General features: G+C 71.5%; 19 protein-coding genes. 8 read left to right on the top strand and 11 right to left on the bottom strand.

Features of this window, described 5'->3' with window-relative positions:
• Positions 1–4 precede the first annotated feature (4 nt).
• From ABTZ99_RS00905 to ABTZ99_RS00890, 4 genes are all read left to right on the top strand, one after another.
• On the top strand, positions 5–2,239 hold the full coding sequence (locus tag ABTZ99_RS00905) for a GH92 family glycosyl hydrolase (protein WP_499607120.1): 2,235 nt from the start codon (positions 5–7) through the stop codon (positions 2,237–2,239).
• Positions 2,240–2,356: 117 nt separating this feature from the next.
• On the top strand, positions 2,357–3,271 hold the full coding sequence (locus ABTZ99_RS00900; protein WP_498774987.1) for an ABC transporter ATP-binding protein: 915 nt from the start codon (positions 2,357–2,359) through the stop codon (positions 3,269–3,271).
• A complete protein-coding gene (locus ABTZ99_RS00895; RefSeq protein ID WP_498774985.1) occupies positions 3,268–4,311 on the top strand; it encodes an ABC transporter permease in 1,044 nt (347 codons plus the stop codon). Before ABTZ99_RS00900 ends, ABTZ99_RS00895 begins: the two co-directional genes overlap by 4 nt.
• A gap of 119 nt (positions 4,312–4,430) precedes the next feature.
• Positions 4,431–4,751, top strand: coding sequence for a DUF3817 domain-containing protein (locus tag ABTZ99_RS00890; RefSeq protein WP_498774983.1), 321 nt, complete (start codon positions 4,431–4,433; stop codon positions 4,749–4,751).
• On the opposite strand, the gene ABTZ99_RS00885 is transcribed toward ABTZ99_RS00890, so the two are convergent.
• On the bottom strand, positions 4,733–5,797 hold the full coding sequence (locus ABTZ99_RS00885) for a phosphotransferase (RefSeq protein WP_498774981.1): 1,065 nt from the start codon (positions 5,795–5,797) through the stop codon (positions 4,733–4,735). The two genes, ABTZ99_RS00890 and ABTZ99_RS00885, sit on opposite strands and share 19 nt — an antisense overlap.
• A gap of 58 nt (positions 5,798–5,855) precedes the next feature.
• The gene (locus ABTZ99_RS00880; RefSeq protein ID WP_053721863.1) at positions 5,856–6,359 is read right to left on the bottom strand and encodes a MarR family winged helix-turn-helix transcriptional regulator; all 504 of its coding nucleotides are present in this window, start codon (positions 6,357–6,359) and stop codon (positions 5,856–5,858) included.
• Between the two features lie 41 nt (positions 6,360–6,400).
• On the opposite strand from ABTZ99_RS00880, the gene ABTZ99_RS00875 reads away from it, so the two are divergent.
• From ABTZ99_RS00875 to ABTZ99_RS00865, 3 genes are all read left to right on the top strand, one after another.
• Positions 6,401–6,718 carry an MTH1187 family thiamine-binding protein gene (locus ABTZ99_RS00875; RefSeq protein ID WP_498774979.1) on the top strand — a complete coding sequence of 106 codons (318 nt, stop codon included), beginning with the start codon at positions 6,401–6,403 and terminating at the stop codon, positions 6,716–6,718.
• Positions 6,719–6,743: 25 nt separating this feature from the next.
• The gene (locus ABTZ99_RS00870; protein ID WP_499607114.1) at positions 6,744–7,589 is read left to right on the top strand and encodes an SCO6745 family protein; all 846 of its coding nucleotides are present in this window, start codon (positions 6,744–6,746) and stop codon (positions 7,587–7,589) included.
• Positions 7,590–7,664: 75 nt separating this feature from the next.
• Positions 7,665–8,621, top strand: coding sequence for a co-chaperone YbbN (locus ABTZ99_RS00865; protein ID WP_498774975.1), 957 nt, complete (start codon positions 7,665–7,667; stop codon positions 8,619–8,621).
• Positions 8,622–9,334: 713 nt separating this feature from the next.
• Here ABTZ99_RS00865 and ABTZ99_RS00860 read toward each other — a convergent pair.
• The 4 genes from ABTZ99_RS00860 to ABTZ99_RS00845 all read right to left on the bottom strand — a co-directional run bounded on the left by ABTZ99_RS00860 (position 9,335) and on the right by ABTZ99_RS00845 (position 14,041).
• Positions 9,335–10,771, bottom strand: a complete 1,437-nt coding sequence (locus tag ABTZ99_RS00860) for a neutral zinc metallopeptidase (RefSeq protein ID WP_498774973.1) — start codon at positions 10,769–10,771, stop codon at positions 9,335–9,337.
• Positions 10,772–10,943: 172 nt separating this feature from the next.
• Positions 10,944–11,357 (bottom strand): nuclear transport factor 2 family protein, encoded by a 414-nt coding sequence (locus ABTZ99_RS00855; protein WP_499607109.1) that lies wholly within the window; start codon positions 11,355–11,357, stop codon positions 10,944–10,946.
• Between the two features lie 81 nt (positions 11,358–11,438).
• The gene (locus ABTZ99_RS00850) at positions 11,439–12,815 is read right to left on the bottom strand and encodes a neutral zinc metallopeptidase (protein WP_498774969.1); all 1,377 of its coding nucleotides are present in this window, start codon (positions 12,813–12,815) and stop codon (positions 11,439–11,441) included.
• 26 nt (positions 12,816–12,841) lie between these two features.
• The gene (locus ABTZ99_RS00845; protein WP_499607106.1) at positions 12,842–14,041 is read right to left on the bottom strand and encodes an MFS transporter; all 1,200 of its coding nucleotides are present in this window, start codon (positions 14,039–14,041) and stop codon (positions 12,842–12,844) included.
• Between the two features lie 109 nt (positions 14,042–14,150).
• Here ABTZ99_RS00845 and ABTZ99_RS00840 point away from each other — a divergent pair, with 109 nt between their 5' ends.
• On the top strand, positions 14,151–14,867 hold the full coding sequence (locus ABTZ99_RS00840) for an ArsR/SmtB family transcription factor (protein ID WP_499607104.1): 717 nt from the start codon (positions 14,151–14,153) through the stop codon (positions 14,865–14,867).
• Here the strand turns inward: ABTZ99_RS00840 and ABTZ99_RS00835 are convergent.
• From ABTZ99_RS00835 to ABTZ99_RS00815, 5 genes are all read right to left on the bottom strand, one after another.
• A complete protein-coding gene (locus ABTZ99_RS00835) occupies positions 14,851–15,648 on the bottom strand; it encodes a class I SAM-dependent methyltransferase (protein ID WP_498774963.1) in 798 nt (265 codons plus the stop codon). The genes ABTZ99_RS00840 and ABTZ99_RS00835 overlap by 17 nt on opposite strands.
• Before the next feature lie 118 nt (positions 15,649–15,766).
• On the bottom strand, positions 15,767–18,001 hold the full coding sequence (gene glgB / locus ABTZ99_RS00830) for a 1,4-alpha-glucan branching protein GlgB (protein WP_498774961.1): 2,235 nt from the start codon (positions 17,999–18,001) through the stop codon (positions 15,767–15,769).
• Positions 17,998–19,338, bottom strand: a complete 1,341-nt coding sequence (locus tag ABTZ99_RS00825; RefSeq protein ID WP_498774959.1) for a maltokinase N-terminal cap-like domain-containing protein — start codon at positions 19,336–19,338, stop codon at positions 17,998–18,000. The genes glgB and ABTZ99_RS00825 overlap by 4 nt, the downstream gene beginning before the upstream one ends.
• 5 nt (positions 19,339–19,343) lie before the next feature.
• Complete coding sequence (gene treS / locus ABTZ99_RS00820; protein ID WP_498774957.1) at positions 19,344–21,155, bottom strand: maltose alpha-D-glucosyltransferase; 1,812 nt, start codon at positions 21,153–21,155, stop codon at positions 19,344–19,346.
• A gap of 101 nt (positions 21,156–21,256) precedes the next feature.
• Entirely contained in the window at positions 21,257–23,236 is a 1,980-nt protein-coding gene (locus tag ABTZ99_RS00815; protein WP_499607099.1) for an alpha-1,4-glucan--maltose-1-phosphate maltosyltransferase, read from the bottom strand.
• Between the last annotated feature and the right edge of the window lie 363 nt (positions 23,237–23,599).

Below are 23,599 nucleotides of genomic sequence, written 5' to 3'. Positions count from 1 at the left end.
ATCGGTGACGGCTGACCCGGTGGAGTCGGTGAACACGTTCATCGGCACGAAGGACGACGGGAACACGTTCCCGGGCGCGTCGATGCCGTTCGGCATGGCCCATTCGAGCCCGATCGGCTCGCACTACGCCGGCTACCGCTACGACGACCCGGTGATCCGCGGGTTCGGGCACTTCTTCCTGTCCGGCGCGGGCTGCTCCGAGCAGGGCGGGCTGGTGTCGATCCTGCCGACCACCGGCCTGCCGCGCACCTTCGACCACCGGGCCTACGGCGCCGCGTACACGCACGAGGGCGAGGTCGGCAAGCCCGGCTACTACCGCGTGCGGCTGGCGTCCGGCATCACGGTGGAGTCGACGGCGACGACCAGGGTGGGCGTCGAGCGGTTCTCGTTCCCGCCCGGCGTGACGCCGCACGTGCTGGTGAACGTGGGCCAGGCGAACGACGGCGAGCCGGTGTTCGCCAGCAGCGTGCGGGTGGTGGACGACCGGACGTTGGCCGGAACCGTGGTGGCGCAGGCGTTCTGCGGCGGGAAGCCGTACACGACCTACTTCACCACGACGTTCGACCGGCCGTTCCGCCGGACCGGCAACTGGGGCGGCGCGGAGGGCGGCGCGGGGCTGCGCGGGCAGTGGGTGGCGTTCGACGACGGCCCGGTGACCGCGGCGACCGCGATCTCGCACGTGGACGCGGACGGCGCCGCGAAGAACCTCGGCGAGGCTCGCGGGCGGACGTTCGACGAGGTGCGCGCTGCGGCCCAGGAGGCCTGGCGGCGCGAGCTGTCGAGCGTCGAGACGTCGTCGGCCGGCGCCGATCGCACGGTCTTCTACACCGCGCTCTACCACGTGCTGCTGCAGCCGTTGACGGGCAACGACGTGGACGGCCGGTACCGCGGGTTCGACGGGCAGGTGCACACCGCCGACGGCTGGACCTACCACGAGTTCTTCTCGCTCTGGGACACCTACCGCGCGCACAACCAGCTGCTGGCGCTGCTGCGGCCGGCGCGGGCGAAGGACATCGCGCGGTCGTTGCTGGCGATCCACGAGCAGGGCGGCTGGCTGCCCCGGTGGGCCTACGCCAACCAGGAGACGAACACCATGACCGGCGACCCGGTCACGCCCTTCCTGGTCGACCTGTGGCGGTTCGGCGCGCTGGCGGGCTTGGAGGAGCGGGCCTACGAGGCGTTGTGGCAGAACGCGACCGGCGTGCCGCCCACGTCGTCGCCGTTCGAGGGCAGGGCGGGCAACCCGTCCTACCTCCGCGAGGGCTTCGTGCAGTACGACAAGCACTTCCGCAAGAAGGGGCAGGACGTCGACCCGCACCACGGCGCTTCGGCGACGTTGGAGTACGCGCTGGCGGACTGCTCGCTGTGGATCATGGCGCTCGCCCTGGGCCACGAGGACGACGCCGAGGTCCTGCGCCGCCGCGGGTTGAACTACCGGGTGCTGTGGGACGCCACGGTGTCCGACCGCGGGTTCACCGGCTTCCCCCGGCCGAAGCTGCGCGACGGCGCGTGGCTCGCGCCGTTCACCCCGCAGGGACCGGACGGCTTCCACGAGGGCACGGCGTGGCAGTACCAGTGGCTGGCGCAGCAGGACGTGCCGGGCCTGGTGGAGCTGCTCGGCGGCCGTGACGCGGCGCTCGCCCGCCTGGACGACTTCTTCGCCTACCCGGACCTGGTGGCGGACCCGGCGGGGACCGTGCGCTCGAAGTGGGTCGTCGGGCCGTACAACTACTACAACCAGTTCCGCTACAACCCGAACAACGAGCCGGACCTGCACGTGCCGTGGATGTACGCGCTGGTGGGGCAGCCGTGGAAGACCTCGGCCGTGGTGCGGGCGGCGCAGACGTTGTTCGTCGACGCGCCGAACGGCGTGACCGGCAACGACGACCTCGGGCAGATGTCGGCCTGGTACGTGCTCAGCGCCCTGGGCCTGTACCCGGTCACGCCGGGCACGGGCGACTTCGTGCTCAACGCGCCGCGGTTCGACCGCGCGGTGATCCACCTGGAGAACGGCCGTGACATCACCATCACGGCGGCCGGCGCGGACCCGTCGAGGTTGCAGTACGTGCGATCGCTCCACGTCGACTCCAAGCCCTGGGAGCAGGTGTACCTGAACGTCGACCGGCTCGACGGCGCGCACCTGGACTACGTCCTCACCGCGGACCCGGCGGAGGCGACGTGGGCGACCCGTCCGACGTCCGCACCGCCCTCTCCCTGCACTGGTGAGCACGTCTCGTAATCGGGTTCGCGCGCACAGCTACCAGGGGATGCGTCGAAAGTCTCGATCGTCGGCTACTTCCGTCGCGAACCGATCGAAGCACCGCCGGCGGCTCCCGGCACGGCTTACCGTCCAGCCATGACAGGGGCACGCATACCGGCCGTCGTGGTTGCCGACATCAGGAAGAGCTACGGCGAGCTGAAGGCGGTGGACGGCGTCTCGTTCACCGTCGCCGAGGGGGAGTTCTTCGGCATCCTGGGACCGAACGGCGCGGGCAAGACCACCACGCTGGAGATCGTCGAGGGCCTGCGCAAGCCCGACGGCGGCCAGGTGACGCTGCTCGGCGAGCAGCCGTGGCCGCGCAACCCGAAGCTGCTGCCGCGCATCGGCGTGCAGCTGCAGGCGTCGAGCTTCTTCGAGAAGCTGACCGCCCGCGAGCAGCTCCAGACGTTCGGCTCGCTGTACGGCGTGAGCCGGCGCAAGGCCGACGAGATGCTGGAGCTCGTCGGCCTGACCGACAAGGCGGACGTGCAGGAGAACAAGCTCTCCGGCGGACAGCGCCAGCGCCTGTCGATCGCGTGCGCCCTCGTGCACGACCCGGACCTCGTGTTCCTGGACGAGCCGACGGCCGCGCTGGACCCGCAGGCCAGGCGCAACCTGTGGGACGTGCTGCGCGCGATCCAGGCCAGGGGCAAGACCATCGTCTACACGACGCACTACCTCGACGAGGCCGAGATCCTGTGCGACCGCGTGGCGATCATGGACCGGGGGCGGATCCTCGCCATGGACGCGCCCGCGACGTTGGTGCGCGGTCTCGACGCGCCCACGCACGTGGTGCTGCAGAAGGGGTCGCTGACGCGTGAGGCGGCGCGTGGCATCACCGGGGTCGACGACGCGCACGAGGACGAGGTGTCGTTGACCATCTCCACCCGCAAGCCCGCGCCGGTGCTGTCGGCGCTCGCCGAGCGCGGCACCCTGGACGGGTTGCAGGTGCGCACGGCCACGTTGGAGGACGTCTTCCTCGACCTGACCGGACGGGAGTACCGCGCATGACCGCGTTCCGGAGCCTGTCGGCCGCGATGATCAAGGGCTTCCTGCGGGACAAGATGACGTTGTTCTTCGTCTTCCTGTTCCCGCTGATGTTCCTCGTCGTGTTCGGCCTGCTGCTCGGCGACTCCGGCAGCGACAAGACCAAGATCGCGGCGGTGGGCGACGGGCCCGTGCTGACGACGTTGGAGCAGACCGGCGCGATCGAGCTGGAGGAGTACGACGACACGGCCGCCGCGCGGCGGAAGGTCGACGACGGCGACCTGCCCGCCGCCGTGGTGGTGTCCGGCGATCGGGTGGAGCTGATCTACGCGGCGAGCGACCAGGTCGCGGCGGGCACCGTGCTGGGGATCGTGTCCGGTGTGGTCGACAAGATCAACCTGGGTGCGGCGGACGTGGCGCCGCGGTTCACGTTGGAGACGAAGTCGGTCGAGGACGCCTCGCTCAAGCCGATCCAGTACCTGACGCCGGGCATCCTGTCGTGGGCGATCTCGTTCTCGGGCGTGTTCGGCTCGGCGCTGACCATGGTGGCGTGGCGGAAGAAGCAGGTGCTGCGGCGGATCCGGCTGGCGCCGGTGAGCACGACGACCGTGCTGACGTCGCGCGTGGTGGTGAGCGTCGGCACGGCGGCCGTGCAGGGCGTGGTGTTCGTGGCGGTGGCGTCGCTGCCGCTGTTCGGGTTGAAGCTGACCGGTCAGTGGTACCTGGCGTTGCCGCTGCTGGTGCTGGGCACGGTCGCGTTCTTCGCGATCGGGATGCTGGTGGGCGCGTTCTGCAAGACGGAGGAGTCGGCGTCCGGGGCGGCGAACATCATCATCATGCCGATGGCGTTCCTGTCGGGCACGTTCTTCCCGCTGGAGAAGGCCCCGGGCTGGCTGCAGACCGTGTCGAACGCCTTCCCGTTGCGCCACATGAACGACGGCATGCTGGACGTCCTGGTGCGCGGCAAGGGCGTGGAGGCCCTCCTCGTCCCCTCGGCCGTCCTGATCGCCTTCACCCTGGTCGTGGGCTTCATCGCCGCCCGCATCTTCCGCTGGGAGGACTGACCGCGAGTCGACCTCCAGGTCCCGCTTGTCGAACACGCGGGACCTGGAGGTCGGGCACGCGTGGGGGTGGGGGTGGGGGTGGGGGTGGGGTGAGGGGGGTCACCGGCCACAATGGGGGCATGCTTAGCAGCGCTGTTGGTCGGTTTCGCCTGCTCGCCCTGGCCGAGGCGGTGTCGTGGGCCGGTCTGCTGATCGGCATGTTCTTCAAGTACGTCGTGGTGGAGAACGAGATCGGCGTCAAGATCTTCGGGCCCGTGCACGGCGCGATCTTCGTCGGCTACGTCCTGGTGACGCTGATGCTGGCGCACCGCTGGGACCGCAAGACGCTCGTCCTCGGCTTGGTCGCGAGCATCCCGCCGTTCGGCACCGTGGTGTTCGAGCGCTGGGCCAACCGCACCGGCCGGCTGGCCGAGACCGAGGCTCAGACCGCCAAGGACTGAGCGCGCGCCAACTCCGCCTCGGGATCACCGAGGTGGTACACGCGCTCACTCGGCTCGATGTTGTCCAGGAACTCCTGGTACACCGCCGCGCCGACGAGGTGTGACGCCGGCCGGGCGTGCCGCAGCGCGCTCGCCGGATCGCTCGACGGGTAGTGGCGCAACCACGCGTCGACCCAGACGCGTTCGACCATCGCCCGCGACTCCGGCGCGACGAACCCGATCAGCCGCGCCGCGTCCAACGCCGGGTGACCCCAGTGCGCGTCACCCCAGTCGAGCACGACACCGCCGGAACGCCAGTTGCCCGGGTGGAAGTCGCCGTGCAGCAAGGTCTCGGGCAACCCGAAGCCCGGCACCCGCACCCCGCGCACCCGCAGCCGCGGCTCACCGGCCAACGCCGCCTGCACCGCCACCCACCGCGGCACGATCCGCTCGACCACGTCCTCACCCGGCTGCCAGCAGTCCACCCCGGGCGCCTCCCCCAGCAGCACCCGCCCGGGCTCGGCCGCGATCAGCTCCGGCGCCAACGACGGGTCGACCGACGCCACCAGCCCGATCACCTCGGCCTCGTCCGCCATGAACGGCGGCGTGCCCTTCGCCCACACGTTCCCGCGCGCGGTCGGCAGCCGGTACAGGCACGACAGGTTCCACGTCTTCACCTGCACGACCGGCCCGGTCACCTCGACGTGCCGCCGCGCCCACCCGACCAGCGCCGCCGGCCCACCGGGACGCGCCCACGCCTGCCGCAACGGGTGATCCGCGAACGCGTGCCGCCCACCGTCCGACAGACCGTCGCCCGACACGCCGTCGCCCGACAGACCGCGGTCCGGCACGCGGTCGGCCTCCACCTGGTAGGTCACCACACCGCCACGCGCCCTCGGCACCGTGGTCCCGACCAGCCGCAACACGCTCGTCGTCACGCCGAGCACCCGGTCCAGGTGCGCGGTCACGGGTTCGACGTCGTTCCACCACGGGCTGTCGACGGTGAACGGCTCCGCCGTGCCGACGAACCGGCCGCCCACCGTCACCAGAGCCCTGATCTCCCGCACGACGTGCAGCGTGGCCGTGCAGGCGGCGCCGTGTCGACCGAATTCGGCCCTCGGAACTTCAGTCCTCGAAGTCGCCGACCGCGCGGCGGACCTTCGCCAGCAGGTCGGTCAGCTGCTCGGTCTGCCGGTCGGTCAGCCCGCGCAACCCGAACTCGACCCCCGTCACGGCTTCCGTGGCCGCCTCGCGCCGGGCGTGCCCGGCCTCGGTGATCTCCACGAGCGTGGTGCGCCGGTCGGTGGGGTGGGGGTTGCGGCGCACGAGTCCGTCGGCTTCCAGCCGGTCCACGATGTTCGTGACGCTCGTCGGGTGCAGCTGGAGCCGTTCGCCCATGACCCGCATCGGCAGGCTGCCCGTGCGGGCGAACGTCAACAGCACCAGCGCCTCGAACCGCGCGAACGTCAACCCGTGCGGCTTGAGGGCGGCGTCCACGGCGGACTGGATGATCTGCTGTACTCGCATGACGCTGGTGACCGCCGCCATCGCCGTCGACGGTCCGATCCGCTTCTCCCACAGCTCGGCGGCGCGCGCGATGGGGTCGAACGGCAGCGGCTGGGACGTCATGCGCCGAAGCTACCAGTGGGTACCCCGACCAGGAGGCAGTAGTGCTCGTCGCGTTCAGTGTCAGCCCGCTCGGCGGGGAGTCGGACGGGGTGGCCGAGGCCGTGGCCCAGGCCGTGCGGGTGGTCCGCGAGTCCGGGCTGCCCAACGAGACCAACGCCATGTTCACGCTGGTCGAGGGCGAGTGGGACGAGGTGATGGCGGTGGTGAAGAAGGCGACGGAGGTCGTGCAGGCCACCGCGCCGCGGGTCAGCCTGGTGCTCAAGGCGGACATCAGGCCCGGCTGGACGGGCCAGCTCACGGCCAAGGTGGAGCGGGTCGAGCAGCACCTGGCGGCCGAGCACGCGGCAGCTGACGAGTAGTCGGACGTCCGACTAACTTGGGGTCATGGAGCCGAGAGACCTGTGGGTCCGCTTCGAGACCTACCACGACGTCACGTACTTCTCGCCCGAATCACGAGCGGTCACCGACGCGCTGGGCTGCAAGGGCGGCTGGATGGGCTACTTCGGCCAGCGCGCGGCGCCGTTGGGCGCGGCGTCGCCGGAGGTCGTGACCGCCGCGTTCTACAGCTTCCACCCGCGCATGGTGGCCCGCGCGCTGCCCGACGCGTGGGACGTGGCCAGTCCCGCCCGCTTCCTGGAGGCACGGCTGGAGGGCGTCGACCGGGCGCTGCGGCGGATGCTGGAGACGCTGGACGTCGCCGAGGCGGCCGACCTGGCCGGGCAGGCGGCGGAGGCCGCGCCGACGGCCGGGCGGGTGCTGGCCGCGGCGAACGGCGTGCTGCCGACTCCGGACGAGCCGCACCTGGCGCTGTGGCAGGCGTGCACGACGTTGCGCGAGTCGCGTGGTGACGGTCACATCGCCGCGCTGGTGGCCGCCGACCTCGCACCGTGCGAGACGTTGGTGCTGTTCAGCGCCGACAAGGGCCTCGACCCGGCGTACATGCGCACCGCGCGTGGCTGGTCGGAGGAGGAGTGGCGGGAAGCCGAAGCGACGCTCACCGAGCGCGGTCTGTTCGACGGCGGCCTCACGCCGGCCGGTCGGGCGTTGCGGGAGGACGTCGAACGGCGCACCGACGAGGCCGCCACCCGTCCGTGGGAAGTTCTCGGCCCGGCGGGCACCGCTCGTTTCGCCGAGTTGACGACCCCGATCGCGCTCCGCCTGGGCCGGTTGAACGAGGCGATGCGGACGAACCCGATGGCGATCGACCCGGTCGCGCAACTCCCCGGCTAGCCGCGCGTGGCCGGCCGCCCGACTCGTGCCAGGATGGAAGGCGTGACAAGGCCAGACCCCCGAAAGACCGCCGCAATGTCCGCCGCGTTGTCCGGGGCGGTCGACCTCGGCGCGCTGAAGGCCCGGGCCGACGCCGCGAGGCAGCGCGCCACCACCCCACCCCCGTCGTCCGGCTCCGGCGGAGCCGTCGGCGGTTCGGACGCCGGTCCGAGCCCGTGGGTGCTGGACGTCACCGAGGCGACGTTCCAGTCGGTCGTCGAACGCTCCCTGGAGATCCCGGTCGTCGTCGAGCTGACCGCGTCGTGGAGCCCCGAGGCGGGCCAGCTCTCACCGGTGCTGGAACGCGCCGCCAGGGCCGGCGGCGGCACCTGGCTGCTGGCCAGGGTCGACCTCGACGCCAACCCGCGCATCGGCCAGGTGTTCGGCGTGCAGTCCGTGCCGACCGTGGTCGCGATCGCCGGCGGCCAGCCCCTGGACGCCTTCGCCGGACCGCTGCCGGAAGCCGAGTTCGGCCAGTGGATCACCCGCCTGCTGGACGCCCTGCGCGACCGGCTGCCGGGCATCAAGGCGGCGGAGGCCAACCGCGCGGCGGCGCCGGGCGCGGAGCCCGTCGCCGAGCCGGAGGACCCCCGCTTCACCGCCGCCGAGGACGCCTTCGAGCAGGGCGACTTCACCGCCGCCGAGGCCGCGTACGAGGCGATCCTGGCCGCCGAACCGGCCAACGCCGAGGCCAAGGCGGCGCTGGCGCAGGTCCGGTTCACGGCCCGGGCCGAGGCGGTGCCCGCGGACGCCACCGCGAAGGCCGACGCCAACCCGGACGACGTGGACGCCCAACTGGCCGCCGCTGACCTGGAGCTGGCGACGAACGACGTCGACCAGGCCTTCAAGCGACTGGTCGACACGGTCCGCCGCGTCTTCGGCGACGACCGCGACCGCGTCCGCGAACACCTGGTGGGCCTGTTCGAACTCTTCCCGCCGGACGACGACCGGGTCGCCAAGGCCCGCCGCAACCTGGCCAGCGCCCTGTTCTGACCGACTCCCGCGCCCGCTCCCGACACGCTCGTCACGCCTGACAGGGGTCCATTCTCCGGACCCCTGTCAAGCGTGATCACAAGCTTGAAAAGCATGTCCTCGCCGGACGGGCAGATCAGCAGGATGACCCCGACTACCGCTGGATGCTGCGGGTCCGTCGTCGGTCCGGGTTTCGTGTCATCCCACCGACCTCCACAAGGGCTACCACACGTATCAAGGGGGGCGCCCACAGTCGAAGCCGCGGGCAAAGGCGAACTACGCCCCCCTTGACACGCGCGGTAGGGCTGCGCCAGGTCGGCGGGATGACACGAAGCCCTCATTTTGGAGAAAGACGCCCAGTGGACGGTCCGGGGGTCGCCGGCGGGCGCGGGGTCGGACGGGCCCGGCGGTGCGGCCGCCGATGCCCTTACCTCCCCAAAGGGAGGGCTTCGTGTCATCCCGCCGACCTGGCTTTGCCCTACCGCACGTGTCAAGGGGGCACATCCCCACCCAACAGGAACAATGGGCTGGAACCGCCCCCTTGACGCGTGTGGTAGCCCGGAGGGAGGTCGGTGGGATGACACGAAACCCGGACCCACAACGGACCCGGCACACCACCACCCAACCAGGAGTCATCCTGCTGATCTGCCCGTCCGGCGAGGACATGCTTTCAAGCTTTTGATCTCTTCGCGCAGCTCGAACCTCGAACCCGAAACCCGAAACCCGAAACCGGCTCAGCCCGCGTACTTGCGGGTGCAGAGCCCGGCACCCTGGTAGAACCCGTCGCGGAACGCCTCGACGCGGGCGAAGCCGGACGGCACCACGGTCCCGTTCACGTCCGCCGCGATCAGGCTCTTGTCGGCCAGCAGCTCCGCCACCGCCTCGTCCAGGTCACCGGACGACAGGCGCAGCCGCGCGCTGCTCTGGGTCGTCGTCCCGGCCCACGCACCGGTCAGGCACGCCGTCCGCAACCCCGCCGCCGGACCCTCCAGCCCGTACCCGGTCGCCTTCTGGATCGACAGCGCGAACCGCGACGCGATCTCGGCGAACGCGGCGAAGTCGCCGATCCCGCCCTTCTGCCCGCGCTTGGGCGGCGTGCCGATCTTCACGAGGTCGGGCAGGTCGATGGAGATCGAGTTCGTCGCCGGGCAGTACGCCGCCGGCGAGGTGTCGCCGCCGTCGGGGCACTCCGCGGACGACGAGGTGGACAAAGCGGGCGGCGTGGCGGCGGCGTCCTTGAAAGCCGCGTGCAGCGACTCCTCCAGCAGTTCGAGCGACCGCTTGTCGTCGACCTTCAGGTTGCCCTTGCCCTGCCCGGTGTCCTGGTCCTGCGAGTCGAACTTCTGCTGCGTGATCCGCGCCTTGATCTCGGCCTCGTCGATCTCCGCGCACCGCGACGGATCACCGGCGAACCCGAACTGGAACGCCGAGACCCGGTCGAACGCGCTGCCGTGCGCGCCCTGCTTCTCGGCCGACGTGCCCGCCGCGTCCCGGATGAAGAACATCGTCGCCAGCACCTGGTTCAACCCGGGCCCGGTCGAGATGCGGAAGTGCTTGGACTTGCCCTCGGCCACCCAGCGGAAGAAGTTGCCCGCGTAGCAGTCGGCCTGCTGCTCCTTGATGATCGACGGCGTGGCCTGGTTGATCCCGCCGATGTCACCGAGCTTGTACTGGATCGCGTGGCCCATCTCGTGCGCCAGCACGGTCACCACCGACATCGGCCCGAACGCGTCGTCCAGCATCGGCAGCAGCTCGCCGCGGTCCCACGCGATCGAGTCGTCCAGCGAGCAGTAGAACGCGTTCGCCACGCCGGCGGTGTTGGTGCGGCAGATCTCGACGCCCTTGCCGTTGGAGTCGTAGGACACCAACCGCTTCACCGGCTCGAACTCCTTGCCGAACCGCGCGGGCAGCTGCTCGGTCCAGTACTCCTCGACGTCGGCCAGCGCGTTGATCGCGAGCCGGTCCATCTCGCCGCCGTCGGCGTTCTCCACCTGCAGGTCGGCGTCCGGCACGCCCGGCTTCGCACCGCTCTCGCCGGTGGTGATGTCCAGCCCGGCCACCTTGGTGACGTCGGGCCGTTCCGACCGCCCTTGGCCGCTCACCGTCTGGGTGCACCCGGTCAACGCCATCGCGGCGGCGAGCGTCGCAGCAACCCAAGCCCGTCGAGCCATGCCAAGCCCCATCCCCGGTCCGTGCCGATCCAAGCCCGAACCCTACTTGGCCGGCTCGCGAAACCAGGCGATGTCCGGCAATTCGCCATCGCGGCCGGAGGACGCCGGCGGCGATGGCGAGTTCGGGCGGGCGGTGAGCGGCCCGTTCGGCGGACAGGTGAACGCGAAGCGATCAGCTCTCGCGCGTCCAGGCGGGGGTGATCCGCACCTCGCGGAGGCGCCAGCCCACCGGCGTCCGCACCGCGCGGTAGCGCTGCCGCAGACCGCCGGTGAAGTGGGGCGCCTGGCCGGCGCGGTAGAGGTACACGGTCGAGTTCGCCGAGGCGGTCGCGTGGTCTCCCTCGACGTCCACCAGCAGATCCGTGGTCGTGTGCTGGGTCTGCTGATCCTCGACGTCGTCCCGGCGCAGGAAGGCGACGACCTCGGCGAGACCGCGGAGTACGCCACCCCGCGGCGAGTGCACCGCCACGTCGTCGGTGAAGACGGTGCCCGCGTCCTCCCACCGCTTCTCGTCGAGCAGACGTGCGAGGCGGGTGGACAGGTCGGCGATCTCGAGGCGGTCGGCGATCAGGGCATCCGTGGACATGGCGTCCCTTTCATTGGCATCTCCAACGTTGGTAACGCCAACAGTACCCGGAATCATTGGCCGCGCCGACGGCCAGTTCGCCTAGGTCAAACCGCAGGCTTTGGTGCCCTCGAACACGCCGCCGCGGAACACCTCGACCCGCTTGAACCCCGGACCGAGCGACGCCGAACCGGTCGCGTCGCGGGCCGCGTAGTCGTAGGCGAGCAGCACCTGCACCGCCTCGTCCAGGTCGCCGGGCGACAGCCCGAAGCCCTTCTGCCGGGTGAACACCTCCCGCGTGTACGCGCCGGCCAGGCACAACGCGCTGGTCGCCGCACGCTCACCGTCGAGGTCCACCTCCACCGCCGCCATCGCGGCCAGCGCGTAACGGCTCGCCAGCAGCACGCCCGTGGCGTAGTCGCCGATCTCGGCGTGCAGCTCGGGCAGGTCGGCCTCGACCTCGAACTCCACCGACTTGTCCGCCGGGCAGTACGCCACCGGGCCCTGGTCGCCGGAGCAGTCCGGCTCCTGCTCGGTCGGCGTGGACTTCGGGTCGGTCCACTTCTTGCCCGCCTGCTCGACCAGTGCCTTGTAGTACAGGTTCAGGTCGGGCGTGACGTTCTCCAGCATCTCGTCGAACGGCAGGTTGCCGCCGCGGTCGCGGTCGTCGGCGGAGGTGAACGCCTGCTGCGTGAACACCCGGTTCTCCGTCGACATGGCCGCGCAGAACTCCGTGCCCTGCTGGTAGCCGTCCTGGAAGGCGGACACGCGGTCGAACGCGTTGCCGTGCGCGGACCGGTCGCTGGCCGAGGTGCCGACCGGGTCGCGGAACGTGATCAGCGCGCCCAGCGCCGAGTCCAGCGTGTCGGAGCCGATGTCGAGGTGCTCGGACTTGCCGTCGTTGACCCACTTGATGAACGCGCCCGCGAAGCAGTCGGCCATCGCCTCGGTGAGGATCGTGGGGAACCGCTGCGGCTCGCGCCGCTCGGCCTCCGGCGTGATGCCCATCCGGTTCTGCACGGCGTGGCCCATCTCGTGCGCCAGCACGATCACCACGGCCGCGTCGCCGAACCGGTCCTTGAGCACGGGCAGCAGCGCGGCGCGGTCCCAGGCGATGGCGTCGGCGCTCGGGCAGTAGAACGCGTTGCCCTCGACGTCGCTCGCCTTCTCGGTGCACGGCGGCGGCTTGGCCGAGGCGTCGGCGGTGTCGACCGAGTAGATGCCGCCCTCGATCGGCTCCCACGGCTCGTCGAACGTGTCCGGGAACGCCTCCTGCCAGAACGTGTCGATGTCGGTGACGGCGGTGGCCGCCAACTGGTCGATCGGGCCGCCGTCGGTGCCCCGGATGAAGCCCGGGTCGACGGTGCCCTTGGTGACGGCCTCACCCGCCACCGGTTTGCCCGGGATCGCCTGGGCACAGGCGCTTGCCGTGAGCAGGACCGTCGCCAGCAGGACCAGCCGAGCCGATACGAGCCGCATTGGCCCATTGTGCCCGCGCCGAACCCCTACGGGGTCGCGTTCGACGTCGTGGCCGGATCACGGGTGCGTGTCGCCCACCTGGTCAACGCCGGCACGGGTGGCGCGACCGCGACCAGGAAGATCACGCCCACGGCGAGCCAACCGCCCGCGCCGAAGCCGCCGAGCGCGAACGTCAGGACGGCGGGCCCGAAGAGCTGCACGGTGGCGGTCGCGGCCTCGTTCACCCCTTGGTAGGCGCCACGCGCGTCGTCACGCATGAGGCTCACCGACAAACCCCAGTTCGCGGCCACGTAACCCAGTTCCCCGACCACGTGCAGCGCCGCCGCGGCCACCACGACCGCCACGACCGCCGCACCCGAGCCGCCCGCGGTCGTGGCGAGCAGGGCGCAGCTCGCGGCGAGGGCGACGCCGGACCGGACCGCCGTGCGCGCGGCCTGGTCCGGGGTGCGGGCGAAGCGCGCGAACGGCACCTGGAACACGGCGATGCCCACCGAGCTGACGACCACCACCACGCCGCTCAGCGCGAGCGGCAGGTCGGTCGAGCGCGACAGCCACAGCGGCAGGCCGGTCGACAGCATCGCCCAGCACAGCGACAGGACCGAGGTGGTCGCGACGACGGCGAGGTAGGGGCGGTCGCCCAGCACGACCCGCGCCCGCGGCGTCGCGCCGACCGGCGACGGCTTGCGCACCGCGAGCGTCGTCACCGCCAGGACCCCGAACGTGAGCGCGTTGCCGGTGATCGCCAGGGCGTAGGCGGAGTGGCTGTCGGCGGTCAGCACCAGGGCGCCGAGCCCGGCCCCGATCGCGTAGCCGACGTGCTGCGCCACGCGCTGCCGCGCCAACGCGCGCACCCTGGCCGCGTTGTCCGTCACCAGACCCGCGATCAACGCCGTCCGCACGGCGTTGCCGCCGTTGGCCGGGGCGGTGAACGCCACCGTCGCCACGAGGAACGACCACGTGCCGTCCACGACCAGGTAGGACGCCATGGCGCACGCCCGCACGAGGGTGATCACCACCAGCACCGACCTCGGGTCGAACCGGTCCGCCAACGCGCCGACCGGCACCGCCGCGAGCAGCCCCGCCGCACCCGCCACCGCCATCCCGACACCCACCGCCACCAGCGGCAACCCGAGCACGCGGGTGAAGAACAACGCCCACGTGTTGAACCACAGGCCGTCGCCGAGCGCCGAGACCCCGCGACCCCACAGCAGCACGCCCAGCCCCATCGGCAGACACCCTTCAGGATCCTATGAACGGTGTCTGCGACCGTAACCCGCCCCCGCTCACGGCCGCAACCAGAGTTCAGGCAAGCGTGAAGGGTGCTAGGGTGCGCTCATGGCTGGATGGATCGACTCCGGCAACGCCGTGCAGGCGTCCGCCGTCGCGCTGGCCCGCGAGCTGTCCGACCCGATCCGGCTCACCGCGCTGCAACTGCTCGCCGCCGAGGGCCCGCACGCGATGGTGCAGCTGGCCGACGCCATGGGCATCTCGCCGCCGCGGTTGGGCAACCACCTGGCCCGCCTGCGCGCCGCCGGCCTGGTCGAGGTCGAGCACACCGGCCGGCACGCCGTCTACCGGGTCGCCCGCGCCGACATCGCCGACGTCCTCACCGCGCTGGCCCGCTACGCCCACCACGACGACCTCACCGCGCCGCGGCGCGCGTCATCGCCGGTGGACGTCGCCCACACGTGCTACGACCACGCGGCCGGCGGTCTGGGGATCGCGGTGTTCACCACCCTGGTCGACGCAGGCGGGCTCGAACCGCCCGACGGCCGCGCCGGCGAACTCGCGCTCGGCGAGGACCTGACCGCGTGGCGCCGCCTCGGCGTCGACCCGCACGCCGTCGCGCCGCGCCGCCGCCTGGCGCTGGCCTGCCTGGACCGCACGCACCGCGTCCCGCACCTGGGCGGCGACCTCGGCCGGCTCGTGCTCGACGCGTTCGTGGCCGACGACCTGGTCCGCCGTCAGGAGGGCACCAGGGAGCTCCTCGTCACCGAACGGGGTGCCGAACGGCTGCCCGAGCTCCTGCCCACCTTCACGCCCGCGCCATGACGCCGCGCACCGCCCACGCCCGCGCGGTGAGCCGGATCGAGCCGTCCGGGTGGGTGGGCAGGCGGGTGCGGAGCAGGTCGCGCAGGGCACGACGCCGGTCCTCGGGCAGGGACGCGGTGTAGCCGGGCGCCGGTCCCTGCCCACCGAGGAACGGCCGCCAGTAGTCGTCGAAGTCGTTGAACACCGTCGGCACCTCCAACGCCTCCACGCGCACCCCGTGCAGCCCGGCGGCGGTCCACAGCCCGCGCAGCGGTTCGGGTCGGCACAGGGGGAAGCGCCTGCCCTCGTGCAGGGCGGCGGCGGCCGGGTCGAGGTCGGTGGCGGCGTCCCAGAAGAAGCGGGTGATCGCCATGCCCTCGGCGTAGTCCCAGACGTAGGCGGCCACCACGCCGCCGGGCGCGGCCACCCTGGTGCACTCGGCGGCGGCCCGCACCGGGTCCGGCACGAAGTTGAGGGCGAGGCCGCTGACCACGGCGTCGAAGGCGTGGTCGGGCAGCGGGAGGGAGCGGGCGTCGCCGACGTGGAAGGCCGCGCGCGGGTCGGTGACCCGGTGCCGCGCGGTGGCCAGGAAGCCCTCGGACGGGTCGACGCCGACGACCTCGGCCGGGTCGGCGATCTTGAGGATCGCGGTGGTCAACGCGCCCGTGCCGCAGCCGATGTCCACCCAGCGACGGGCCGACGGCACGTCCAGCAGTCGGAGGAACCCCCTCGCAACGGGCGCGCTCCAACGCCCGACGTAAGCCTCATACGCCTCGCCGACCGCCCACACCTCGTCCGCCATGGGGCTCAGCATGGCAGGCACCGACCCCCGCGGACGACGTTCCGCACGACCCGGTTCGGTCAGGGCCGGCGCGCCTCCCGGCCGGGTGTCGAGGACCCGGCCGGGCACGGCGCTGCGGTCAGGCGTGGTCGAGGTCGTCCGGGTCGACCGGGCCCTCGACGCCTGCCCGGTCTTCCTCCGTGACGGTCGCGGTGACCGCGGGTGCTTCCGGCGCCAGCCAGAGCACACCCGCCGGCGGCAGCTGGAGCACCGCGGACGCGGGCCGGCCGTGCCACGGGTGCTCCTCCGCCTCCACCACGCCGAAGTTGCCGACGCCGGACCCGCCGTAGACCTCCGAGTCCGTGTTCACCACCTCGCGCCACCGACCCGCGACCGGCAGCCCGACCCGGTAGTCGTGGTGCGGCATGCCGGCGAAGTTCGCCACGCACGCGAGCACCGAGCCGTCCTCGCCGATCCGCAGGAAGCTCAGCACGTTGCCCGCCGAGTCGTTCGCGTCGATCCACGAGAACCCCTCGGGCCGGTTGTCCGCGCTGTACAACGCGGGCGAGCCCCGGTAGACCCGGTTCAGGTCCGCGACCAGCCGGTGCAGACCGCCGTGCAGCGGCGACTCCAGCAGGTGCCAGTCCAGCGACCGGCCCTCCGACCACTCGTCGCGCTGCCCGAACTCGCCGCCCATGAACAGCAGCTGCTTGCCGGGGTGCGCCCACATGAACGCCAGCAGCGACCGCAGCCCCGCCGCCTTGTTCCAGTCGTCGCCGGGCATCCGCTGCCACAACGACCCCTTGCCGTGCACGACCTCGTCGTGCGACAGCGGCAGCACGAAGTTCTCGCTCCACGCGTAGACCAGCGAGAACGTGATCTCGTTGTGGTGGAACGACCGGTGGATGGGCTCGCGCGACAGGTAGTGCAGCGTGTCGTGCATCCAGCCCATGTTCCACTTGAACCCGAACCCGAGGCCGCCCAGGTGCGTCGGCCGCGACACGCCCGGCCACGCCGTCGACTCCTCGGCCACCATCACCACACCGGGGTGGCGCTTGTAGACGGTCGCGTTCAGCTCCTGCAGGAACCGCACCGCGTCCAGGTTCTCCCGCCCGCCGTACTGGTTGGGCAGCCACTGCCCTTCCTGCCGCGAATAGTCCAGGTACAGCATCGAGGCCACCGCGTCGACCCGCAGGCCGTCGATGTGGAACTCCTCGATCCAGAACAGCGCGTTGGCGACCAGGAAGTTGCGCACCTCGTTGCGCCCGAAGTCGAACACCAGCGTGCCCCAGTCCGGGTGCTCGCCCCGGCGCGGGTCCTCGTGCTCGTACAACGCGGTGCCGTCGAACTTCGCCAACGCCCACGAGTCGCGCGGGAAGTGCGCCGGCACCCAGTCCATGATCACGCCGACGCCGCGCTGGTGCAGCACGTCCACGAAGTGCCGGAAGTCGTCCGGCGAGCCGAACCTCGACGTCGGCGCGTAGTACGACGTCACCTGGTAGCCCCACGACCCGCCGAACGGGTGCTCGGCCACCGGCATCAGCTCCACGTGCGTGAACCCGGCGCCCACCACGTAGTCCGCCAGCTCCTCGGCCAGCTCCCGGTAGCCCAGACCCGGCTTCCACGAGCCGAGGTGCACCTCGTACACGCTCATCGGCGCGTTGATCCACTGCGTGGCGTCGCGCCTGGCCCGCCACTCCGCGTCGCCCCACTCGTGCGCGGTCCGGGTGACGACCGACGCGGTCTGCGGCGGCGTCTCGGTGGCGAACGCCATCGGGTCGGCCTTCTCGTGCCACCCGCCGTCGCGGCCGAGGATCCGGAACTTGTACCGGGTGCCCTCCGGGATGCCGGGGATGAAGACCTCCCACACGCCGGACGAGCCGAGCGACCTCATCGGGTTCGCGCGGCCGTCCCAGCCGTCGAAGTCGCCGCACACCCGCACACCGCGCGCGGTCGGCGCCCACACGGCGAACGAGACGCCCGAGACGGTGCCGTTGGGCGTGTCGTAGGTGCGCACCCGCGCGCCCAGCACGTCCCACAGCCGCTCGTGCCGCCCCTCGCCGATCAGGTGCAGGTCGAGCTCGCCGACGGTCGGCAGCCAGCGGTACGGGTCGTCCACCTCGACGACCTGGTCGCCGTACTCGACCACCAGCCGGTAGTCGCCGGGGTGCTCGGGCAGCTCGCCCGCGAACAACCCGTCGGCGACCCGGTCCAGGTCGAAGCGCTTGTCGGCGGCCATCACCGCCACCGCCGTCGCGCCCGGGCGCAGCGCCCGCGCGACCACGCCCTCCGGGACGTGGTGCACGCCGAGCACCGAGTGCGGGTCGTGGTGCGCCCCGGCCAGCAGCCGGTCGACGTCCTCGGGCGAGATCATGACTGCACCGCTCCCTCTCCAGTGATCCGCGCGATCGACGACAGCGGGACCGTCAACCACTCCGGCCTGTTCGCGTGCTCGTACGCGACCTCGTAGACGGCCTTGTCCAGCTCGAACGCCCGCAGCAGGTAGCCCCGCTTGCGCGGGTCGCCGACCGACTCCGACGCCGCCTCCGCGTAGCCCTCGGTGAACGCCGCGCGGTTGCGCCGCGCCCACTCCAGCGCCCGCACGGTCAGCTGGTGGTCCTCCGGCTGGCCGACGAGCAGCTGGTGCGCCGCGTAGTCGAAGGATCGCAGCATCCCCGCCACGTCGCGCAACGGCGAGCGCAGCTCGATGCGCTCGGCCATCGGCGTGCCCGGCTCGCCCTCGAAGTCGATCAGCAGCCACCCCTGCACGGTCCGCAGCACCTGACCGAGGTGCAGGTCGCCGTGGATGTGCTGCACGGCGACCGCGTCCGGTGTCTCCCTGGCCTGCTCGAACGCCTCCCGCAGCGCGGGCACGTACGGCCGCAGCTCCGGCACCGAGTCGACCACCGAGTCCAGCCGCGAGACCATCGCCCGCACGGTCCGGTCGATGTTCTCGGCGTCCGCGGACTGCGTGCCCAGGGCGCGTTCCAGGTCCGCGTGCACGGTCGCCACGGCCTGTCCCAGCCGCTGCGCCTCGCCGGCGAAGTCGCCGCCCACCTCGTCGGCGTGCAGGTCGGCCTCGGCCATCAGGTCGCGCACGCTGGTGGTGGCCATCGCCCAGCCGTCCACCGCGTCCGGCATGAACTGCTGGAGCATGCCGACGGTCGTGGTCCGGCCGTCGAGCCGACCCGTGATCGACCCCAGCGGCTGGGCGATGTGCTCGCACCCGACCTGGCGCAAGGCCCGGTGCAGCACGAGGTCCGGGTTCTCGCCCTGGCTGAGCTTGCGGAACAGCTTGAGGATGTACTGGCTGCCGAACACGATCGAGGTGTTGGACTGCTCGGAGGTGATCGGCCGGCCGCGCAGCCCGGTCTGCAGCTCGACGTCCGGCTCGTGCGCGAACCTCAGGCCCTCCACCTCGACACCCTCGGCGATCAGGTCGAGCAGCACGCCGGTCAGCTCCGGCACGGAGGTGGCGTCGTAGTTGTCCACGTGGTCGGTGACCAGCAGCTGGTAGGGCTCGCGCCGGTCCGGCTGCGCCACCTCCACCACGAGGTGCACCAGCACCGGGTCGGCGGACCGCAGCACCGCCGTCCGCAGCGGGCGGACCGAGGTGACCGGGCGGTCCTTCCCGCCGAACCACCGCTGCGCGGGCAGCCACTCGGGCAGCTCGGCGAGCACCTTGTCGACCAGGTCGTGCGGCTCCGTCACGTCCATCACCTCGGCTCGCTGTCGTCGCCGGCTTCCACGAGCTGGAACCAGTAGAAGCCGTGACCGGGCAAAGTCAGCAGGTAGGGCAGGTCGCCGACGGTCGGGAAGACGACGCCGCCGGTCAGCTCGACCGGCCTGCTGCCGTGGTGCTCCGACAGGTCGAGCTCGACCGGCTGCGGGAACCGCGACAGGTTGTTCACGCACAGCACGACGTCCTCGTGGCCGTCGGGCCGCAGCCACCGCCGCCGGTAGGCCAGCACGCTGGGGTTCGACCCGCCGAGGTCGGTGAAGTCGCCCTCCGCGAACGCGTGGTGCTGCTTGCGCACCTCGATCATCCGCCGCGTCCAGTGCAGCAGCGAGGACTGGTTGTTGAGCTGCGCCTCGACGTTGAGCGCCTGGTAGCCGTACACCGGGTCCATGATCACCGGCAGGTAGATCCGGCCCGGGTCGCAGCTGGAGAACCCCGCGTTGCGGTCCGGGGTCCACTGCATCGGCGTGCGGACCGCGTCGCGGTCGCCCAGCCAGATGTTGTCGCCCATGCCGATCTCGTCACCGTAGTAGAGGACGGGCGAGCCGGGTAGGGACAGCAGCATCGCGGTGAACAGCTCCTGCTGGTTGCGGTCGTTCTCCAGCAGCGGGGCCAGCCGTCGTCTGATGCCGATGTTCGCCTTCATCCGCGGGTCCTTGGCGTACTCCGCGTACATGTAGTCGCGCTCTTCGTCGGTGACCATCTCCAGCGTCAGCTCGTCGTGGTTGCGCAGGAAGATGCCCCACTGGCAGCCGTCGGGGATCTGCGGCGTCTGCGCCAGGATCTCCGAGATCGGGAACCGCGACTCGCGCCGCACGGACATGAAGATGCGCGGCATCAACGGGAAGTGGAACGCCATGTGGCACTCGTCGCCGCCGACCTCGGGGTTGCCGAAGTACTCGACCACGTCCGACGGCCACTGGTTGGCCTCGGCCAGCAGCACCCGGCCGGGGTACTCGTCGTCGACGACCTTGCGGCAGCGCTTGAGGAAGTCGTGGGTCCGCGGCAGGTTCTCGCAGTTCGTGCCCTCCGCCTCGAACAGGTACGGCACGGCGTCGAGCCGGAACCCGTCGATGCCCAGGTCGAGCCAGAACCGCAGGGTGTCCAGCATCGCCTCCTGGACGTGCGGGTTCTCGAAGTTCAGGTCGGGCTGGTGGGAGAAGAACCGGTGCCAGTAGAACTGGCCGCGCACCGGGTCGTAGGTCCAGTTGGACGACTCGGTGTCGACGAAGATGATCCGCGCGTCCGCGTAGCGCTGGTCGTCGTCGCTCCACACGTAGTAGTCGCCGTAGGGGCCGTCGGGGTCGGTCCGCGACTGCTGGAACCACGGGTGCGCGTCGCTGGTGTGGTTGAGCACCAGGTCGGTGATCACCCGGATGCCGCGCCGGTGCGCCTCGTCCAGCAGGTACACGAAGTCCTCGACCGAGCCGAACTCCGGCAGCACCGCGCGGAAGTCGGAGATGTCGTAGCCGCCGTCGCGCAGCGGCGAGGCGTAGAACGGCGGCAGCCACAGGCAGTCGACGCCGAGCCATTCCAGGTAGTCCAACCGGGACGCGAGGCCCCGCAGATCTCCGGTGCCGTCGCCGTTGGAGTCGCTGAACGCGCGCACCAGCACCTCGTAGAACACCGCGCCCTTGAACCAGTCGCGCTCGCGCGGCACGAGTTTGGCCGACCGGAAGTCCTCGGCCTGCGGTTCGACCAGCAGGCCGTCCGCGCCGATGGCCTCGCCGGTGTGCGGCACGTTCTCCAGGCCTACCAGCGCGGCGTCGGGTCGGGCCTCTTCCTGCATGTGTGCTCCACCTCGTCCCACCTCATTGGGGGTGCGTTCGATCGTCCCTCGTGCTCTTCGGCGGGCACGGGGACTGGGTAAAGGGGACCGGGCTGGTTTTTCTAGCTGCTGAACCTGCGTTGCACGCCGACGATGTGCGCCGGGGCGCGCCAGGGTTCGAGGCGGACGTAGTTGGCCTGACCCCAGTCCCAGGTCTCCCCGGACACCTCGTCGTGCGCGATCAGCCGCTCGGGCCAGTCGACGCCGAGCGCGGGCAGGTCCAGCCAGACGGTGCCGTCCTGCGCGTTGTGCGGATCCAGGTTGACCACGACGACGACCGTGTCGCCGGTGCCGGGATCCTGCTTGGAGTAGGCGATCAACGCCGGGTTGTCGACGTGGTGGAACCGGAGTGTTCGCATCTGCCGCAGCGCCGGGTGCGCCCGGCGGATCGCGTTCAGCTTGCGCAACCACGGTTCCAGCGACCGTCCCTCGGCCACCGCCGCCGCGTAGTCGCGGGGGCGGAGCTGGTACTTCTCCGAGTTCAGGTACTCCTCGCTGCCCGGCCGGACGGCCTCGTGCTCGAACAGCTCGTAGCCCGAGTACACACCCCAGGTCGGCGCCATCGTCGCCGCCAGCGCCGCGCGCAGCGCGAACATGCCCGGGCCGCCGTGCTGCAGCGACTCGTGCAGGATGTCGGGGGTGTTGACGAACAGGTTGGGCCGCGCTTCGTCCCAGTGCTCGACCAGTTCGTTGCCGAACTCGGTCAGCTCCTCCTTGGTCGTGCGCCAGGTGAAGTAGGTGTAGCTCTGCGTGAAGCCGAGCTTGGCCAGGCCGTACAGGCGGGCCGGGCGGGTGAACGCCTCGGACAGGAACAGCACGTCGGGGTGCCGGTCCTTGACCGCCCAGATCAGCCACGCCCAGAAGTCCGGCGGCTTGGTGTGCGGGTTGTCGACCCGGAAGATGCTCACCCCGTGGTCGACCCAGTGCAGCACCACGCGCAGCACCTCGTTGTAGAGGCCCTGCGGGTCGTTGTCGAAGTTGACCGGGTAGATGTCCTGGTACTTCTTCGGCGGGTTCTCCGCGTAGGCGATCGAGCCGTCCGGCCGGGTGGTGAACCACTCGGGGTTCTTCAGCACCCACGGGTGGTCGGGGGCGCATTGCAGCGCCAGGTCCAGCGCCACCTCGAGGTTCAGCTCGCGGGCGCGAGCGACGAACGCGTCGAAGTCCTCGATCGTGCCGAGCTCCGGGTGGATCGCGTCGTGCCCGCCCTCGTCCGCGCCGATCGCCCAGGTCGAGCCGGGGTCGTCCTCGGTGGCGGTGAGCGTGTTGTTCGGGCCCTTGCGGTTCACCCGCCCGATCGGGTGGATCGGGGGCAGGTAGGCGACGTCGAAGCCCATGGCCGCGATGCGGTCCAGCTCCTTGGCGGCGGTGACGAACGTGCCGTGCACCGGGACGCCCGACTCGTCCACGCCGCCCGTGCTGCGGGGGAAGAACTCGTACCACGAGCCGAACGCCGCCCGCTCCCGGTCGACCCACACCTTCTGCGGCTTGCCCTTGGTGATCAGCTCGCGGACGGGGTGGTCGTGCATGATCCGGCGGACGTCGCCCGCCAGGGCGGGTGCGACCCGCTCGGCCAGGGGGCGGTGCTCGTCGCGCAGCGCGGTGGCCGCGTTGACCAGCAGCGGCTTGTCCTTGCGCCGGTCGGGGCGGCGGCTGACGCGGTCGAGCAGCAGCGCGCCGCTCTCCAGGTCGTTCGCCAGGTCGTCGGCGCCCTGACCGGCGGCGATCTTGACCTCGACGGCGTGCTGCCAGGTGGCCCAGGGGTCGCTCCAGGCGTCCACGCGGAACGTCCACGAGCCCGTCGCGTCCGGCACGATCGTGGCGGCCCAGCGGTCCAGGCCGACGCCGTGCGGGACCATCCGTGTCTGTCTGGCGACCCGGTCGTTCGGTCCCCGCCACACCACCGTGGCGGCCACGGCGTCGTGGCCCTCGCGCCACACCGTGGCCTCGACCGGGACGTGTTCGCCGACCACGGCCTTCGCCGGGTAGCGACCGCCGCTCACGGTCGGGGAGACATCGTCGATACCGAGTCGTCCGCTCATCGGCAGCGCCCCTCTCACCTGGTGTGACGCTTGCACGGTCAAGTCTGCCCGCAGCGGTGGGACGGCCCACCACCGGGACACCTGTACCCGCTGTTCCTACCCGTTCTGATCGGATTGCACACTTGGCGGTGGCGCCCGTCTCGCGATCCGAGCAGATTCGCAGGCGGTGATCCGCTTCGACCGGGAGCCACGTCGATCTCGATCGAGCGACTAGGGCTCACACGATCGGAGTAGCGCCGGCCGGACCACCCTGCCGCGCCACCCCGCCCTGGCGATCAGCCGCACGCCGGGGTGCCCCCGGCGGCCTCCGACCGCGCCGAGCGCACGCCCCGCCGCCGAACGTGTCCAGGGTTCCGCGTCAAC

Origin of the sequence: Actinosynnema sp. NPDC002837, from assembly GCF_040295345.1 — a bacterium.
Lineage (GTDB): Bacteria > Actinomycetota > Actinomycetes > Mycobacteriales > Pseudonocardiaceae > Actinosynnema.
The sequence above is the reverse complement of the archived record's forward strand: the minus strand, read 5'-3'. Positions and strand labels throughout refer to the sequence as shown.

What these genes read in the sequence shown, in the direction of transcription:
- ABTZ99_RS00835 (WP_498774963.1), bottom strand. Translation starts at nt 15,648, where the DNA reads ATGGCGGACGAGGTGTGGGCGGTCGGCGAGGCGTATGAGGCTTACGTC.
- ABTZ99_RS00860 (WP_498774973.1), bottom strand. Translation starts at nt 10,771, where the DNA reads ATGGCTCGACGGGCTTGGGTTGCTGCGACGCTCGCCGCCGCGATGGCG.
- ABTZ99_RS00840 (WP_499607104.1), top strand. Translation starts at nt 14,151, where the DNA reads ATGGCTGGATGGATCGACTCCGGCAACGCCGTGCAGGCGTCCGCCGTC.
- ABTZ99_RS00850 (WP_498774969.1), bottom strand. Translation starts at nt 12,815, where the DNA reads ATGCGGCTCGTATCGGCTCGGCTGGTCCTGCTGGCGACGGTCCTGCTC.
- ABTZ99_RS00845 (WP_499607106.1), bottom strand. Translation starts at nt 14,041, where the DNA reads ATGGGGCTGGGCGTGCTGCTGTGGGGTCGCGGGGTCTCGGCGCTCGGC.
- ABTZ99_RS00815 (WP_499607099.1), bottom strand. Translation starts at nt 23,236, where the DNA reads ATGAGCGGACGACTCGGTATCGACGATGTCTCCCCGACCGTGAGCGGC.
- ABTZ99_RS00895 (WP_498774985.1), top strand. Translation starts at nt 3,268, where the DNA reads ATGACCGCGTTCCGGAGCCTGTCGGCCGCGATGATCAAGGGCTTCCTG.
- ABTZ99_RS00870 (WP_499607114.1), top strand. Translation starts at nt 6,744, where the DNA reads ATGGAGCCGAGAGACCTGTGGGTCCGCTTCGAGACCTACCACGACGTC.
- glgB (WP_498774961.1), bottom strand. Translation starts at nt 18,001, where the DNA reads ATGATCTCGCCCGAGGACGTCGACCGGCTGCTGGCCGGGGCGCACCAC.
- ABTZ99_RS00865 (WP_498774975.1), top strand. Translation starts at nt 7,665, where the DNA reads ATGTCCGCCGCGTTGTCCGGGGCGGTCGACCTCGGCGCGCTGAAGGCC.
- ABTZ99_RS00900 (WP_498774987.1), top strand. Translation starts at nt 2,357, where the DNA reads ATGACAGGGGCACGCATACCGGCCGTCGTGGTTGCCGACATCAGGAAG.
- ABTZ99_RS00855 (WP_499607109.1), bottom strand. Translation starts at nt 11,357, where the DNA reads ATGTCCACGGATGCCCTGATCGCCGACCGCCTCGAGATCGCCGACCTG.
- ABTZ99_RS00880 (WP_053721863.1), bottom strand. Translation starts at nt 6,359, where the DNA reads ATGACGTCCCAGCCGCTGCCGTTCGACCCCATCGCGCGCGCCGCCGAG.
- treS (WP_498774957.1), bottom strand. Translation starts at nt 21,155, where the DNA reads ATGCAGGAAGAGGCCCGACCCGACGCCGCGCTGGTAGGCCTGGAGAAC.
- ABTZ99_RS00890 (WP_498774983.1), top strand. Translation starts at nt 4,431, where the DNA reads ATGCTTAGCAGCGCTGTTGGTCGGTTTCGCCTGCTCGCCCTGGCCGAG.